Origin of the sequence: Nocardia huaxiensis, assembly GCF_013744875.1 — a bacterium.
GTDB classification, from domain to species: Bacteria; Actinomycetota; Actinomycetes; order Mycobacteriales; family Mycobacteriaceae; genus Nocardia; species Nocardia huaxiensis.
Map to the genome: position 1 here is coordinate 8,052,461 of NZ_CP059399.1, position 13,563 is coordinate 8,066,023.

The 13,563-nt window shown below is 67.3% G+C and carries 16 protein-coding genes; 3 read left to right on the top strand and 13 right to left on the bottom strand.

Annotated features, from left to right (window positions below; translation table 11 throughout):
• Window positions 1-88 precede the first annotated feature (88 nt).
• From H0264_RS36850 to H0264_RS36890, 9 genes are read right to left on the bottom strand one after another with little or no spacing between them, the layout of a single operon-like run.
• Window positions 89-760 (bottom strand): hypothetical protein, encoded by a 672-nt coding sequence (locus H0264_RS36850; RefSeq protein ID WP_181581815.1) that lies wholly within the window; start codon window positions 758-760, stop codon window positions 89-91.
• 21 nt (window positions 761-781) lie between these two features.
• Entirely contained in the window at window positions 782-1,738 is a 957-nt protein-coding gene (locus H0264_RS36855) for an MlaD family protein (protein WP_181581816.1), read from the bottom strand.
• Window positions 1,735-2,781: an MlaD family protein gene (locus H0264_RS36860; RefSeq protein WP_231084254.1), complete on the bottom strand. Its 1,047-nt coding sequence runs from the start codon at window positions 2,779-2,781 to the stop codon at window positions 1,735-1,737. The genes H0264_RS36855 and H0264_RS36860 overlap by 4 nt, the downstream gene beginning before the upstream one ends.
• Window positions 2,782-2,789: 8 nt before the next feature.
• The gene (locus tag H0264_RS36865) at window positions 2,790-3,752 is read right to left on the bottom strand and encodes an MlaD family protein (protein ID WP_181581818.1); all 963 of its coding nucleotides are present in this window, start codon (window positions 3,750-3,752) and stop codon (window positions 2,790-2,792) included.
• Window positions 3,752-4,762, bottom strand: coding sequence for an MlaD family protein (locus H0264_RS36870; protein ID WP_181581819.1), 1,011 nt, complete (start codon window positions 4,760-4,762; stop codon window positions 3,752-3,754). Before H0264_RS36870 ends, H0264_RS36865 begins: the two co-directional genes overlap by 1 nt.
• Entirely contained in the window at window positions 4,750-5,748 is a 999-nt protein-coding gene (locus H0264_RS36875) for an MlaD family protein (RefSeq protein WP_181581820.1), read from the bottom strand. The genes H0264_RS36870 and H0264_RS36875 overlap by 13 nt, the downstream gene beginning before the upstream one ends.
• Window positions 5,745-6,761, bottom strand: a complete 1,017-nt coding sequence (locus tag H0264_RS36880; protein ID WP_181581821.1) for an MlaD family protein — start codon at window positions 6,759-6,761, stop codon at window positions 5,745-5,747. The genes H0264_RS36875 and H0264_RS36880 overlap by 4 nt, the downstream gene beginning before the upstream one ends.
• Window positions 6,762-6,764: 3 nt before the next feature.
• Window positions 6,765-7,628, bottom strand: coding sequence for an ABC transporter permease (locus H0264_RS36885; RefSeq protein WP_181581822.1), 864 nt, complete (start codon window positions 7,626-7,628; stop codon window positions 6,765-6,767).
• A complete protein-coding gene (locus H0264_RS36890) occupies window positions 7,628-8,482 on the bottom strand; it encodes an ABC transporter permease (protein WP_231084252.1) in 855 nt (284 codons plus the stop codon). Before H0264_RS36890 ends, H0264_RS36885 begins: the two co-directional genes overlap by 1 nt.
• 436 nt (window positions 8,483-8,918) lie before the next feature.
• Between H0264_RS36890 and H0264_RS36895 the strand changes: the two genes are divergently transcribed.
• Window positions 8,919-9,131, top strand: coding sequence for a nuclear transport factor 2 family protein (locus tag H0264_RS36895; protein ID WP_231084251.1), 213 nt, complete (start codon window positions 8,919-8,921; stop codon window positions 9,129-9,131).
• Here H0264_RS36895 and H0264_RS36900 read toward each other — a convergent pair.
• Window positions 9,128-10,234, bottom strand: a complete 1,107-nt coding sequence (locus tag H0264_RS36900) for a calcium:cation antiporter (protein ID WP_181581824.1) — start codon at window positions 10,232-10,234, stop codon at window positions 9,128-9,130. The genes H0264_RS36895 and H0264_RS36900 overlap by 4 nt on opposite strands.
• Before the next feature lie 93 nt (window positions 10,235-10,327).
• On the opposite strand from H0264_RS36900, the gene H0264_RS36905 reads away from it, so the two are divergent.
• Window positions 10,328-11,035 carry a VIT1/CCC1 transporter family protein gene (locus tag H0264_RS36905; RefSeq protein WP_181581825.1) on the top strand — a complete coding sequence of 236 codons (708 nt, stop codon included), beginning with the start codon at window positions 10,328-10,330 and terminating at the stop codon, window positions 11,033-11,035.
• 6 nt (window positions 11,036-11,041) lie between these two features.
• On the opposite strand, the gene H0264_RS36910 is transcribed toward H0264_RS36905, so the two are convergent.
• From H0264_RS36910 to H0264_RS36920, 3 genes are all read right to left on the bottom strand, one after another.
• Entirely contained in the window at window positions 11,042-11,392 is a 351-nt protein-coding gene (locus H0264_RS36910) for a hypothetical protein (protein ID WP_181581826.1), read from the bottom strand.
• Window positions 11,393-11,415: 23 nt separating this feature from the next.
• Window positions 11,416-11,883: a hypothetical protein gene (locus H0264_RS36915; RefSeq protein WP_181581827.1), complete on the bottom strand. Its 468-nt coding sequence runs from the start codon at window positions 11,881-11,883 to the stop codon at window positions 11,416-11,418.
• Window positions 11,884-12,048: 165 nt separating this feature from the next.
• Window positions 12,049-12,552, bottom strand: coding sequence for a nuclear transport factor 2 family protein (locus tag H0264_RS36920; RefSeq protein WP_220139916.1), 504 nt, complete (start codon window positions 12,550-12,552; stop codon window positions 12,049-12,051).
• A 122-nt stretch (window positions 12,553-12,674) separates the two neighbouring features.
• Here H0264_RS36920 and H0264_RS36925 point away from each other — a divergent pair, with 122 nt between their 5' ends.
• Window positions 12,675-13,562, top strand: coding sequence for a LysR family transcriptional regulator (locus H0264_RS36925; protein WP_181581828.1), 888 nt, complete (start codon window positions 12,675-12,677; stop codon window positions 13,560-13,562).
• The last annotated feature ends 1 nt before the right edge of the window (window position 13,563 follow it).

Genomic DNA, 13,563 nt, shown 5'->3' on the forward strand with positions numbered 1-13,563 from the left:
GTCAGTAGCGCGCGCGATGATACCGGCCGCTCCGTACCTCAGGAAGGGGAACAGGGCGACCGGGTATCCGGGTTACTGATTCTCGGGCCTAGTTGTTCTTGGGCATCGGCATGTCGATGCCGGAGACCTCGGTGACCTTCCAGTCCTCCGGGTCGACGGTGACCGTGTAGTAGATGGTGGTCAGCACGCCGTCCGGGTTCTGGGCATTGGTGGAGGTGACATTGAGGTAGACGTTCACCTTGTACGCACCGCCATCGCGGCCGATCACCTGCGCACCCAGCGGGGACGGGCTCGACGTCCACTTCAGCGGGACCAGGATCTCCTGGAGCTTCGAGGAGGACGCGTCGAACTTCTTGGCCAGGCTGTCGGTGGTGTTCGCCTTCAGGCGCTGGGTCCAGGAATTGAAGTCCGCGTAGTTGAGGGTGGCCGCGCCCATCGCGTAATCGGTGGCGACCTGCTCGGCGTGGCGATCGTCGGCGGCCTGAGCCTGCTGATCGCTCAGATCGCCGCGCGCGTTGAGCCACAGCGTGGTGGTGGTGATCAGACCGGCGATCAACAGCACGATCGCCGCCGCCACGGCCAGCGTCGACAGCTTGAGCGAAACCGTCACGCCCGCAGCGGGCTTGGCCGGTTCGGCAGCAGGCTTGGCCAGTTCGACCGCTTCCCGCTCGGGCGCTGCGGTCTCGGTCTTGGTCTCGGAAACGGAGTCAGCGGAAGTCGCTTCGGCTGCCGCCCGTTTCGGATCGGTGTCCTCGGACATCCTGTTTCTCCTTGGTCGGTACTACTTGACGTTCACCTGCACCCGCACCGCACCATCGCTGGTGCTCGCGAGGGCCTGCGAGACGAGGCTGCTGATATTGATCTGTGGCCCCGCCGTGCGTGCCGCGTCCACCAGGGGCTGGAGCTGTGGCGCGAGGGTCTGCAATTCGGGTCCGGCCTGCTGCAACCATTCGGTGAGCTTCGCCAGGAAGGGAGCCAGCCCGTCACCGTCCACGTAGACCTGCGGACCGGGCGCTCGATCCACGAGTCTACCGACCGCGTCGATCAGCTCCTCCAGGGACTGCTCGAAGCGGAGGAAGGCCGGCGCCGCGGCGGCCGTGGCCTCCGGAATGCCCGCCATGTCCGAAGCGGTGGCCTGGAAGCTGTTGAGCAGCTGAGCGATCTTGGGCTCGCGGCTCATGATGGCGGCGGCCAGCAGATCCCCGGCCCGGGTCAGCTGCGGCATGGACGATTCGGTGTCGTCGAAGGCCGCACCCAGGGTGGCGGCCAGCGAGGCCGCGACCTTCGGGTCGAGCTGGTTCATGACCTTGTTGACCAGGCGCGACACCTCGGGAATGGACAGCGGGGACTTGACCGCGGAGGTGTCCAGGCGCTGACCGTCGGTCAGGTACGGGCCGCTGCCGGTGCGCGGGCGGAACTCCACATACGGTTCACCCAGCGCCGAAAGCTGTTCGATGGTGATGACGCTGTCGGTGGGCAGCTTGCGGTCGGCGTCCACCCGGAAGCCGACCTCGATGCCCTGTGCGGTGCCCTCGATGGAGGTCACCTTGCCGACCCGCATGCCGGTGAGCAGAATCGGCGAACCGACGCTCAGACCGCCCGAATTCTTCAGCACCATCGAGGCATTGGTGTACTCGGCGAACGGATCCGCCCGCACCACGCCGAAGGTCAGATAGCTCGCGCCCACCACGGTGACCGCGGCAATGGCGCCCAGCGACGCCACCGAACCCCATCTCATCGCACCGCTCCGATCATGCGCAGGCCGGCGATGATGCTGTCGGCCTGATCGTCCCGGGACACCGAATCGGTCTGCACCGCAGTGACATTCACCTTCGGTCCGGCCTCCAGCCAGGGAATCAGCTTGTCCCGCAACAGGGATACGAACATCGACAGGTTGGACGGCTTGGACAGGTCCAGCGGCTGACCGGACAGGGCCAGCGGCGCGAACGCCTGCACCGCCGCGTCACCGGAATTCGCGAGCGGGCCCAGCCACACCAGCGACGAACCCAATTGCCCCAGGCAGGCGAAGATCTGGGTGACGCCGCGAATCGAGTTGGTGACACCGGTCATGGTGTCCACCGACTCCTGCGACAGCTGATGGTCCAGGAAGTCGATGCGGTCGCGCAGCACCTGCGCGTTCACCCCGAGACCGTTCAGCAGCGAGTCGACCGAGTCCAGATTCGCCGCCAGATCGATGGCATTGCTGCCCGCGTTCTGGGCGATGCGCGCCGTCTCCTTGGGATCGGCGGGCAGCACGGCATTGAAGCGAGCGATGATGTCCTGCAACTGATTCACCGCCCCGCCCTGGGTGAAGGCGGCCAGCGCGGCCATGGTGTCCTCGAGCTGCACCGGCGGACGGGTGTGCTCCTGGGTGATGGTGCCGTCGGCCTGCAGCAGCTTGCCGAAACCGTCGGGCGGCGTGGTGAGCGCCAGGTGGATGTCACCGAGCACGGTGTTCTGCCGCAGTTCGGCCACCGTGGTGGTGGGCAGCTGCACCTTCGACGAAATATCGGCGTCCACAACGACATAGCCGCCGCGGCCGCCGGACTTGCTCGACTCCACCACGCGCACCCCGGCCACCGAGCCGACCTGCGCGCCATTGGCGATGACCTTCGCGCGTGCGGGCAGATTCAGCACGTTCGCGAACTCGATGTGAATGCGGTAGGTCGGTCCGGACACCGTGGTGCCGGGCACCGGCACCGAGGACGGGTCGAAGGCACAGCCGCCGACACCCACCAGAACACCCGCGGCCAGCAGCGCCGCGCCCAGGCGCTTGGTCACGTGAATCCTCATCGCACACCTGCCATTCCGAGCGCCCCCGGCAGGGACATGCCATTGCTCATCATCGATTGCGCGGAATTCGTGAGCACCGGCAGTTTCAACATGATCTCCGACAGCGAGCCCACATTGGCGCGCAGCAGGCGCACCAGCGGCAGGGTGTCGTCCAGCGCCCGCATGATCGGGTCACCGGCAATGGTCACCAGATCGTTGAGCATGGGCAGGGCCTGGCCGAGCCGATCGATCAATTCCGCACCGGGACCGATCAATTCGGTGCTGGCATTGTTCAGCGCCGGAGCCAGGCGCAGCAGCATGGAGCGCAGATCGCCCCAGTGCGCCTCGACCTTCTCACCGACCGAGGCGAAGGCGTCGAAAATGCCTGCCAGATGGCCGATGTCGGCATCGGGCTGGGACAGCGCCGAGCCCAGCTTCTTCACGATCTCGTTGATCTGCGGGCCCGCGCCGACCGTCGCGGCATCCAGTGCGGACAGGCCGTGCTCCAGCGCGTCCGGAGCTTCGGCCTGCTGCAACTGCGCGGACAGGTCCGCCAGCGCCGTCAGGGTTTCGGTGATGCTCTTGGGCGTGAGGGTCTTGGTGATGCAGTCGCCGGGATTCCACGTCGCGGTGTTCTTGCCGCTGAACAGCACCGCCAGATTGCGGTCCGCCACAATGGAATCCGCGACCGTGGTGGCGGCGGCATCGGCGTAGACGGGGTACTCCGCGTCCACCTCGAAGCCGACCTTCACCTTGGCGCCCTCGGATTCGATGGAGGTCACCGTGCCCACCGGGATGCCCCGCATGGTCACCTTGTTGCCCACGTACAGGCCCACCGCGTCCGGCATGAGCGCGCAGTACGCCTGGGTCTTCTTCATGGGATCGAAGTAGAGGAAGTAGCCGACCACGGCCAGCACCACCACGAGTACCGCACCGGCGACCGACATGAACGCCTGCGATCCGAGCATGCGCTTGAGCATCAGCAGTCCTTCCCGGGCACCGGAATGCACACCTGCGGGGCCGCCGCGGCTTGGTCGGTGCCGCCCTCGGCCGGGACCATGAGCTCGGTCAGCTTGGTTTGCAGGCTCTGCGCGGCGGTCAGCGTGGGCGCGAACCGCGTGCCGAGCTGCTCCAGCTGCGAGATCGCGTCCTCCAGTTTGGGTTTCAGCGATTCGTCCCAGGCCGGCTGCGCACCGGCCAGGCGGCCCACCACATCGCTGAGCAGGCGGATGGCCTCGGCCATCTCGGCGTGCTTGTCGTTCAGAATGGTGACCAGCATGTTGGCGTTGTCCATGAGCCGGCCCAGATGGGACTTCGCGCCGTCGTACATGCGCACGTATTCGTCCGCCACCGCAACGGCATTCGACACCTGGGTGCGCTGACGTTCCAGCGCGTCCACATAGGTGTTCACCGTGGCGAGGGTGGTGCGCAGGCTCTCCGGAGCGGCGTCGATGGACCCGGCGAGTGCGGACAGGTTCTGGTTCAGGGTGCTGCCGTCGATCTTGGACAGCGGGGTGGCCGCGTCCTGGAAGGTCTGAACCAGACTGTAGGGCAGGCGAACTCGCTCCATCGGGATGGCGGAGTCACCCAGGGGCTTGTCCCCGGCCGGGAACAGCGCCACATAGTGACCGCCCACGATGGTGAGCATGCGAATGTCGAGCGAGGTCTGATCACCCAGGAACACATTGGAATTCACGGTGAACCGCATGACCACGCGATCCGGCTTCAGGTCGAGGGATTTCACCTCGCCCACCGAGATGCCGGCGATGCGCACATCGTCCCCGGCCTTCACCGACTGCGCCTCGGACAGTTCCGCGGTGTAGGTCTGCTTGCCCAGCGGCAGAATGTAGACCGCGCCCGCGCCGAGCAGCAGCACCAGCACCACCGCCGCGCCGATGATGCCGCGGCGCAGTTCCCGCTTCTTGCGGGTCTCTTCGTCGATGACCTGATCCTTGCGAATCAGCCACCGCGGCAGTCTCATCCGTTGCATATCGCCACCTGCTGTCCCGAGGCGAGCACCTGCACCATGCCCGGCACTTGCGCATTCCCCTTGCTGCACACCGGCTTCCAGCCGCTCGGGCTGGACGGCAGCGCGGCATCGGCGGCGGCCAGCACGGCGGGCAACCGGCCGAACACCTCCACGGCCTCCTTGGCGTCGGGGAAGATCTTGCGGATCAGCGCATCCACATCACTGCCGCTGCTGATGCCGAGCGTGCGCAGCAGATTGTCGATCGGCCGCAGCACCGACGGCGCGGTGGCCGCGAATTGCGCCAGGCCGCCGATGTTCTCGTTCAGCGCCTCGAAGATATTGGTGAGCTGGGCCAGCAGCGGCACCAGATAGTGCACCCGGCCGCTGAGCCGATCCGACAGCTCCGACATATTGCGGATGAGCGTGCCGATCACCTGCTGGCGATTGTCCACATACGAGGCCAGCTTGCCGATGGCGTCCATGGCCGGGCCCACGCCCTGCCCGTCGCCCTCGATCAAAGCGACCATGCTGGCGGAGAACTGGTTGATGGCCTCCGGGGAAATGGTGGCCAGCACCGGCTTCAGACCGTTGAACAGCTGCGTCACGTCGAAAGACGGCACGGTGTGGTCGGTTCCGATGCGCGCGTCCGCCGGCAGGCGGGTGCCCGGCGTGGGCTGCTGCTGCAGATCGATGTACCGCTGACCGGTCAGATTCTGGTACCGGATGGCCAGCTTGGAGTTGTCGTAGATGGGCGCATCGGTCTTGAGCGACAGGCCGACTCGCGCCTGCGCACCCTCCAGCTCGATGCTCTTCACCTTGCCCACCTGCACGCCGTACATGCGCACGTCGTCGCCGACCTTGAGGCCGTTGGCGTCGGCGAACAGCGCGTCGTGCATTTCGGTCTCACCGGCGACCGGCCGCTGAATCGCGGTGATCACCAGCATGAGCACCACCACGATCACGGCGGCGAACAGACCCAGCCGCCAGGCCGCTGCCTTCACACTCATCGCGCACCTCCCAGCAGCGGCACGGCAATGGCGGGCACGCCCTTCAGCTCGAGCTCCACATTCAATCCCTGGCCCGTGAAAGCGGAGTTCAAGCGCTGCAACAGGATTCGCAGTTCGGACTCCGTCTGCGCGGGCTGCGGCACCATCTGCGCCAGCACATTGAGCAGCGGCACCAGCATGTCGGTGGTGCCGGACAGCTGCGTTCCGGCCACGTTCAAGGTGTTCGCGAGCACCGGCAGCAGCTGGCCCGTCACGATCGCGACACCCTGGTCGTAGGACTCCCGATCGGTCTGCAACCGCTCCATGCTGCGGATGAGATCGACCACCTGCACGGTCGCGCCCGCGAACTGGCCGCCGCCGTCGAAGGCCGGGCCGAGCGTGCCGACAAGCTGTGACAGCGGCATCTTCTGGTTGTCGGCGATCACCCGCTGCGCGGTGATGAGCGCCTGCGCCAGCGGTGTCAGCGCCTGGGTGTCGGCGGCGGCCTGCGCGATGACCGAGGCCATCTGCGGGGTCAGCACCGAGCCGCCGACCTGCGACATGCTGCGCAGGATCGAGCCCATGGTGGCGTCGTAGACGTCCTTGCTCTTGCGCCCGGTCAGGTCGATCACCGCACCGGCGCGCAGCGGCGAACCGCCCGCGCCAGTGCGCAATTCGATCTCGCTGATGCCGAACAGGTTGGCCGGCGCGTAGTCCACCAGCAGGCTGTCGTCCAGGCCGAACAGCCGAGAATCGTCCAGCCGCAGGTCGATTCGCTGCGTGCCGCGCGCGTCCGGCGTGATCTCGGTGACCTTGCCGATCACCACGCCATTGGCCCGCACCTCGGTGCCGACCAGCACGCCGTCACCGATCTGCTCGGTGCGCAGCGAGATATCCATGCCCTCGGCGGGTTTGGCGGAGCGGTACAGCGACCACGCGGCCGCCACCACGACCACCAGCGCGATGGCGATCGCGCCCACCGCCATGGACCGCTTCCGGTCCACGGCCACACCCGGCATTCCGTAGTTCGGCATCCCCTACCCCGTGAACGTGATGGCCGAGTTGAATCCCCACAGCCCGAGCGAGAGCACCATGTCCATGGCGATGATCGCGACCGAGCTGGCGCGCACCGCCTTACCGGACGCGATGCCCACACCCTCGGGGCCGCCGGTGGCGAAAAAGCCGTAGTAGCAGTGGATCAGGATGACGACCACCGCGAAGATGGCCACCTTCACCACCGCGGCGATCACATCGAACCCGGCGACGAACTGGAAGAAGTAATGGTCGTACACGCCCGCTGAGGAGCCGTGCACCAGCGTGATCAGGCCGCGACAGGCCGCGTACGACAGGATCAGCGCGATCAGGAAGGTCGGAATGATGGCCACCGCGCCCGCGATGACGCGGGTCGTGACCACGAACGGCACCGACCGCAGCCCGAGCGACTCGATGGCGTCGATCTCCTCGGAGATGCGCATCGACCCGATCTCGGCCGTCATGCGGCAACCCGCCTGTGCGGCAAAGCCGATGGCCGCCGCGATCGGGGCCAGCTCACGCGTGGTGGCGTACGCCGACACCAGACCGGTCACCGGGCCCATGCCCAGCATGTCCAGCGTCGCGAAGGATTCCACCGCCACCGACGCGCCCATGACCAGGCCGAGCACGATCATCATGGGCACGGTCCCGCCGCCCACGATGATGGAGCCGCGACCCCAGGTCATATTGGTGATGGCGCGCATGGTCTCGTCGCGATACCGCTTGAGCGTCAACGGAATCGACGACAGCACCTGCCACACGAACGACAGCACGAAGCCGAGGTTCTCGACCCGGCGCAGAATCAGCCCGCGCTTGCGGTAGAAGCGCGCGAGGAAGCCCAGTCCCTTCGGGACGTACGTAGCGGACATCAAGCCAGCCTTGTCGGCAGAAACATGGCGGTGATCTGGGTCGCCACCAGGTTGACGGTCACGATGGAGACGACCGAGAGCACCACGGCCGCATTGACGGCGTCGGCCACGCCGCGCGGGCCGCCCTTGGCCTCGAGCCCGCGCTGGCAGGCGATGATCACCACGATGAAGCCGAAGATGACGGCCTTCACCAGCGACACCCACACATCGGCGGTGGTGGTGAAGGAGCCGAAGGTGGCCCAGTAGCTGCCGGGCGTCACGCCCTGGCCGCCGATGGCCACCACGTATCCGGCGAGCACGCCCACGAAGATGATGAGCACGTTCAGCAGCGGGGCCACGAACAGCATGGCCACCATGCGCGGGATCACCAGCCGGTGAATCGGGCTGATGCCCATGGTGTTCAGCGCGTCGATCTCCTCGCGGATGGTGCGCGCGCCGAGATCCGCGGCCAGGGCCGCCGCGCCCGCGCCGCCGAGCAGGAAGCCGGTGGCCAGCGGTGCGCCCTGCTTGATGACGCCGAGGCCGCCGGTCGCGCCGAGCAGCGAGTCCGCGCCGAGGGTGTGGATGAGGTTGCCGACCTGGACCGAGACGATCACACCGAATGGAATCGCCATGAGGATGGCCGGAATCGCGGTGACCGTCACCAGCCGCCAGGCCTGGAGGATCGCTTCCTTCCACTGGAACTCGCGGCGCGCGATATCGGTGACGGTGCCGAGCACCGACTCCTGCGCAATACCGGCGGCTCGGCCGAAGGTGCGGAGCGAGGCCACCACGGTGCCGGAGAAGTTGTCGCGGACGATGCGGACGGCACTGTCCTTGCCGACGACGCGGTCCTTGTTCAGGGCCCGCGTCACAGCGGGACTACTTCATCAGGTCGCCGGATCCGGCGGGGGGTGACCAGCTTCAAAACTCTTCTCCGTGATCGGCAACACTGCCTGCCCACCAAGCTAATGGTTACTGGCAGTTACAACAAATCGGGATCGGGTGTGACCGGGACCGCCAAGCTACCAGCGGGTAGATCGGCTGTCGAACCTGATCAGTTCACCATTTCCGCATGTGAAGGCCAGTTCTGGAACTTGTTATCAGAGCCGATTCGCTATCAATATGACGCACGACACGCCGAACACGATTGTTCGTCGACACGCCGCAAAGCGCGCTTAGTAATACCTAACGCCCGATGGAAGTGAACTGTCAGCAACCGAGATTCGGGTGGTCAGATGCACAGGCGATCCACCCATTCGAGGTGCCATCTGCCAGCGGGACGTGTTCACTGGCCGTGTGGATAAGACGGTGTCCGCAGTCGTACACGCCATCGAGGCCGGCGACTGGACCGCATTCGCGAAACTCGTTCACCCCTACGTGCACTGGACCGAGGATGGGACCACCACCCGCGGCCGCACCCGGGTCATGGCGCGGCTGTCCGGTGAACCCGAGACGGACGCGGCCCGCCCGGCACGCTCCTACGAACTGCGCGACGGGCAGGTCTATCGCTGGACCGTCTAAGGGCTGACCGCCAGGAACACGAACGCGGAGAACAGCACCAGATGCACGCCGCCCTGCAGTAGCGTCGCGCGGCCGGGAACCACGGTGAGCGCGCCGACCACCACGGTCAGCGCCAGCAGCACCATCTGCGTCGCGCCCAGGCCGAGCATGAGCGGGCCCTCGATCCAGATCGAGGCCAGCGCCACCGCCGGAATCGTCAGGCCGATGCTCGCCATGGCCGAACCCAGCGCCAGATTCAGGCTGATCTGCACGCGGTCGCGACGCGCCGCCCGCACGGCCGCGATGGTTTCCGGCAGCAGCACCAGCAGGGCGATCACCACACCGACCGCCGAATGCGGCAGACCCGCCGCCTCGATGCCGTCCTCGATGGACGGCGAGACCACCTTGGCCAGTCCGACCACGCCGATCAGCGCGACCAGGAGCAGCAGCAGGCTGAGCAGCGCCTGCTTGGCGGTCGGGCGTTCCTCGTGGTCGTCGTCGCCGACCACCGCGCTCTCCTCGGTGCCCTCGACGGGCAGGAAGTCGTCCGGATGCCGGACCGTCTGGACCATGACGAACACGCCGTAGAGCACCAGCGACGCCACCGCCGCGAAGATCAGCTGATTGGGCGAGAAGACCGGGCCCGGTTCACTCGTGGTGAAGGTCGGCAGCACCAGGCTCAGGGTCGCGAGGGTGGCCACCGTGGCCAGGGCCGCGCCCGTGCCCTCGGCATTGAAGACGGCCACCCGCCGGCGCAGCGCGCCGACCAGCAGGCTCAGGCCGAAGATGCCATTGCAGGTGATCATGACCGCCGCGAAGACGGTGTCGCGGGCCAGCGACGCGGCCTTGTCACCGCTGGACAGCATGAGCGTGACGATCAGGCCGACCTCGATGATGGTGACGGCCACGGCCAGCACCAGCGAACCGAACGGCTCCCCCACCCGATGCGCCACCAGCTCCGCGTGATGCACGGCCGCCAGCACCGCGCCGATCAGGGCCAGGCTCACCAGCACCCCGCCGACCGGTCCCAGATCCCGGCCCCAGGAAACCGCCAGCACAGCGGCGGCCAATAGTGGAACCAGGGCAGACCAGGAGCGCACGAGGAAACCAACCATGCCTTTCATCGTTCCAGCTAACTATCCGCACGGGCCGCAAAAGGAGAGGCATCCCTCCCGTGGCGCGGTCAGCGCATGAGATTCGTGGCATAGGCTGCCGATGTGGAACCGCATCCGCACGAACCGCACACCGAAGGACTCGCCTCCCGGCTGAACTGGCTGCGCGCGGGCGTGCTCGGCGCCAACGACGGCATCGTCTCCACCGCCGGCCTGGTGGTCGGCGTGGCGGCCGCCACCACCGACACCTCGAACATTCTCACCGCCGGCGTCGCCGGGCTCACCGCGGGCGCGATCTCCATGGCAGCGGGCGAGTATGTCTCGGTCAGCACCCAGCGCGACAGCGAGAAAGCCTTGCTGGCCAAGGAGAAGCGCGAACTGCGCGAGGATCCGGAATTCGAGCTGGACGAACTGGCGCAGATCTATCAGGACAAGGGGCTCTCCCCCGAGACGGCGCGCAAGGTGGCCGAGGAACTCACCGAACACGATGCCTTCGCCGCGCACGCAGACGCCGAATTGGGTTTGGACCCGAATGAATTGACCAATCCGTGGCAGGCCGCGGTGTCCTCCGCCATCGCCTTCACCCTCGGCGCGCTGCTGCCGCTGCTGGCCATCCTGCTGCCGCCGGTATCGTGGCGGATTCCGGTCACCTTCGCGGCAGTGCTTGTGGCACTTGCCATTACGGGATCGATCAGCTCGCGGCTGGGTGGCAGCAATCCACGCAAGGCGGTGCTGCGGGTGGTGATCGGTGGTGCGCTCGCCATGGCCGTCACCTACGGAATCGGCCAGCTGGCAGGGGTTTCCGGAATCTGAGCGACGCTATTCGACGGGCGGAACGTCGAAATTCACCTCGGGCGGGGCCACCGGCGTCGGCGCGGAGACCGACGGAATCACCGGCGGCGCAACGGGAATCTCGGCGGCGGGAACCCGGGCCGGAGCGGGCGGGGCGGTCACGACCGGCCCGGCCCCGGGCGGCGGCGACGGCGTCGCGGTGTGGGTGGTCCGAGTGCGGGGTTCGGATCCGATCGTGCTCGGGTGGTCACCGGTGCCGGTGAGCAGCATGCCCGCACCGATGGCCAGGACCATGAGCCCGGAGATCGCCACCACCGCGGCGAGGCTGCGCGGGTTGAGGTCGCCGTCCGGGCCGCTCATATCGGGAGTACCGAGCATGGCTGTCCTCCTTCGGATTCCGGCTACGGGGCGGGCGGCGGGGGCGGGGGCGGCACGAGGAACGGGAGGATCGGGCCGAGGATCTCCGGCAGACCGGGCATGGTCTGGGGCGCCGGGGGCGGGGCGGGAGCTTCGGGCGCCGGTTCCGGGGCAACCTCGACGGGAGCGGCCGGTTCGGGAACGTAGGTCTCCGGCTCCGGGGCCGGCGGAGGTGGCGCGACAGGCGGCGGAGGCGGCGGGGCCACCGGGGATTCGGCCTTGACCGACTGGCTGGTGGTGGAGGCGGGCGCCTGCTCGGGTTCGGAGTCGCCGCCGCCGACGGTGAATCCGGCGCGGAGCGGGCCGCCGATGAGGCCGAAGACGACAGCGAAGGAGAGCACGATCATGACCGCCAGCACGCGCGGGGACATCTCACCCGGCGGGATCACCCCGGGTGTTTCCTCCTCGTGTTTCGCAGCGGGTTTCTCCTCCACTGCGCCGCCGACCGCCAAGGCTGAACTCCTTCGATTCGAGACAGTCGATCCGAAAAGCCCATACTCCAGGCACGCTACACATGTTTGCTGTCATGCGGTGAAAACATTCCGTAAGGGTGATGTTGCAGGTGAATATCCGTTCAGACCGTTTGCGAATAATTCGCTGAAGTCTTGGTCGGGATCTCATACGCCGAAGATGGCGACAGGATCACCCTGGTACCAGATGTTCTCGATGCGGATCCGGCGCATGACCCAGCGCTCGCCGTCGCGCACCAGCTCGACATCGTAGAGATTCTTCAGCAGGGCGAAGGTGTCGTGCTCGGCGGTCAGCAGATGCTGCGCCTCGACCAGCGCGGTGAGCCGGGCGGTGTCGCCGTCGACGACGATGCGCGGATTGGTGACCTGGTGGGTGGTGTCCACGCGACCCTCGAAGCCGGTGAGGATGGTGTCGACGATGAAATCCCGGCCCGTCATGAGCGGGGCCACGCCGCCCCATTTCACCGCGGCGGGCTGGAAGTCCAGTTCGGCGTCCGCGGCGAAGGCGGAGGCGAACAGATCCTTGTCGCCCAGATCCTGGCCGAGACCGAAGCGGTAGAGGGCGTCGGTGATCTCGACGCGGTCTCGGAGTTCACGAACGAGGGCGTCGGCGGCGGTGGCGGACAGGGCGCGGGGCTCGATGATGTACACGGTTTCTCCTGGTGGGTCGATCCTTCGATGACTCCACCTTCGGCGGCCGAGCCGTCATGATCAATGTCGCGCTGTGCAATGATCGTCAAGCCAGAATTAACAATGAAGGTGGAGGGCGGCGCATGCTGGAACGCCATGAGCTGGAGGCGTTTCTCACCCTCGTCGAGGAACTGCACTTCGGGCGCACCGCCGACAAGTTGCACGTGTCGACCGCGCGGGTCAGCCAGACCATCGCGAAACTCGAACGCCGCCTGGGTGTTCCGCTCTTCGAGCGGAGCAGCAGGCAGGTGCGCACCACACCGGCCGGGCGCGATCTGTACGCCGAACTGCGGCCCGCCTGGGATCGCATCGGCGCGGCGGTGCGCCACACCATGGACACCGGGCACGGGCGCACCGGAACACTGGAGGTCGCCTTCGTGGATCCGGCCACCAGCCAGCTGCTCATCCGCGCCGCCGACCTGTTCCGCGCACAATTGCCCGGCTGCGCGGTGCGGCTGCGGGAAGCCCGACCGGCACAGGTGATTCCGTGGCTGCGCGAGGGCGAGGTGGATCTGGTGCTGGATATGACGCCGTTCCCGGTCGACGGGATAACGGCCGGGCCGGTGCTGGTGTCGGAGGCGCGCATGCTGGCCGTGCCCGCGAATCACGCACTGGCACGGCGCCGTTCGATCGGTCCGGCAGAGCTGACGCAGGTCCGCATGCTGCAACTGCCGCCCGAGCTACCCCAGTCGGTACGCGAAACCCGCACCCCGCGAACAACTTCCGACGGCCAGGCGATCCCCGCCGGACCCTCGGCCTCGACCTACAACGAACTGCTCACCATGGTCGGCAGCGGCCACGGCGTATTCCCCGTAGGCGCACACACCCGCCGCTATCACGTCCGGCCGGACGTGGCCTACGTTCCACTGCGCGACGCCGCGCCGGTGCAGTGGGCCCTGCTGTGGCGGACCGGCGCCGAGACCGCCCCGATCCGAGCCTTCGCCCGCGCCGCCGGCACGGCCGCCACCTAGA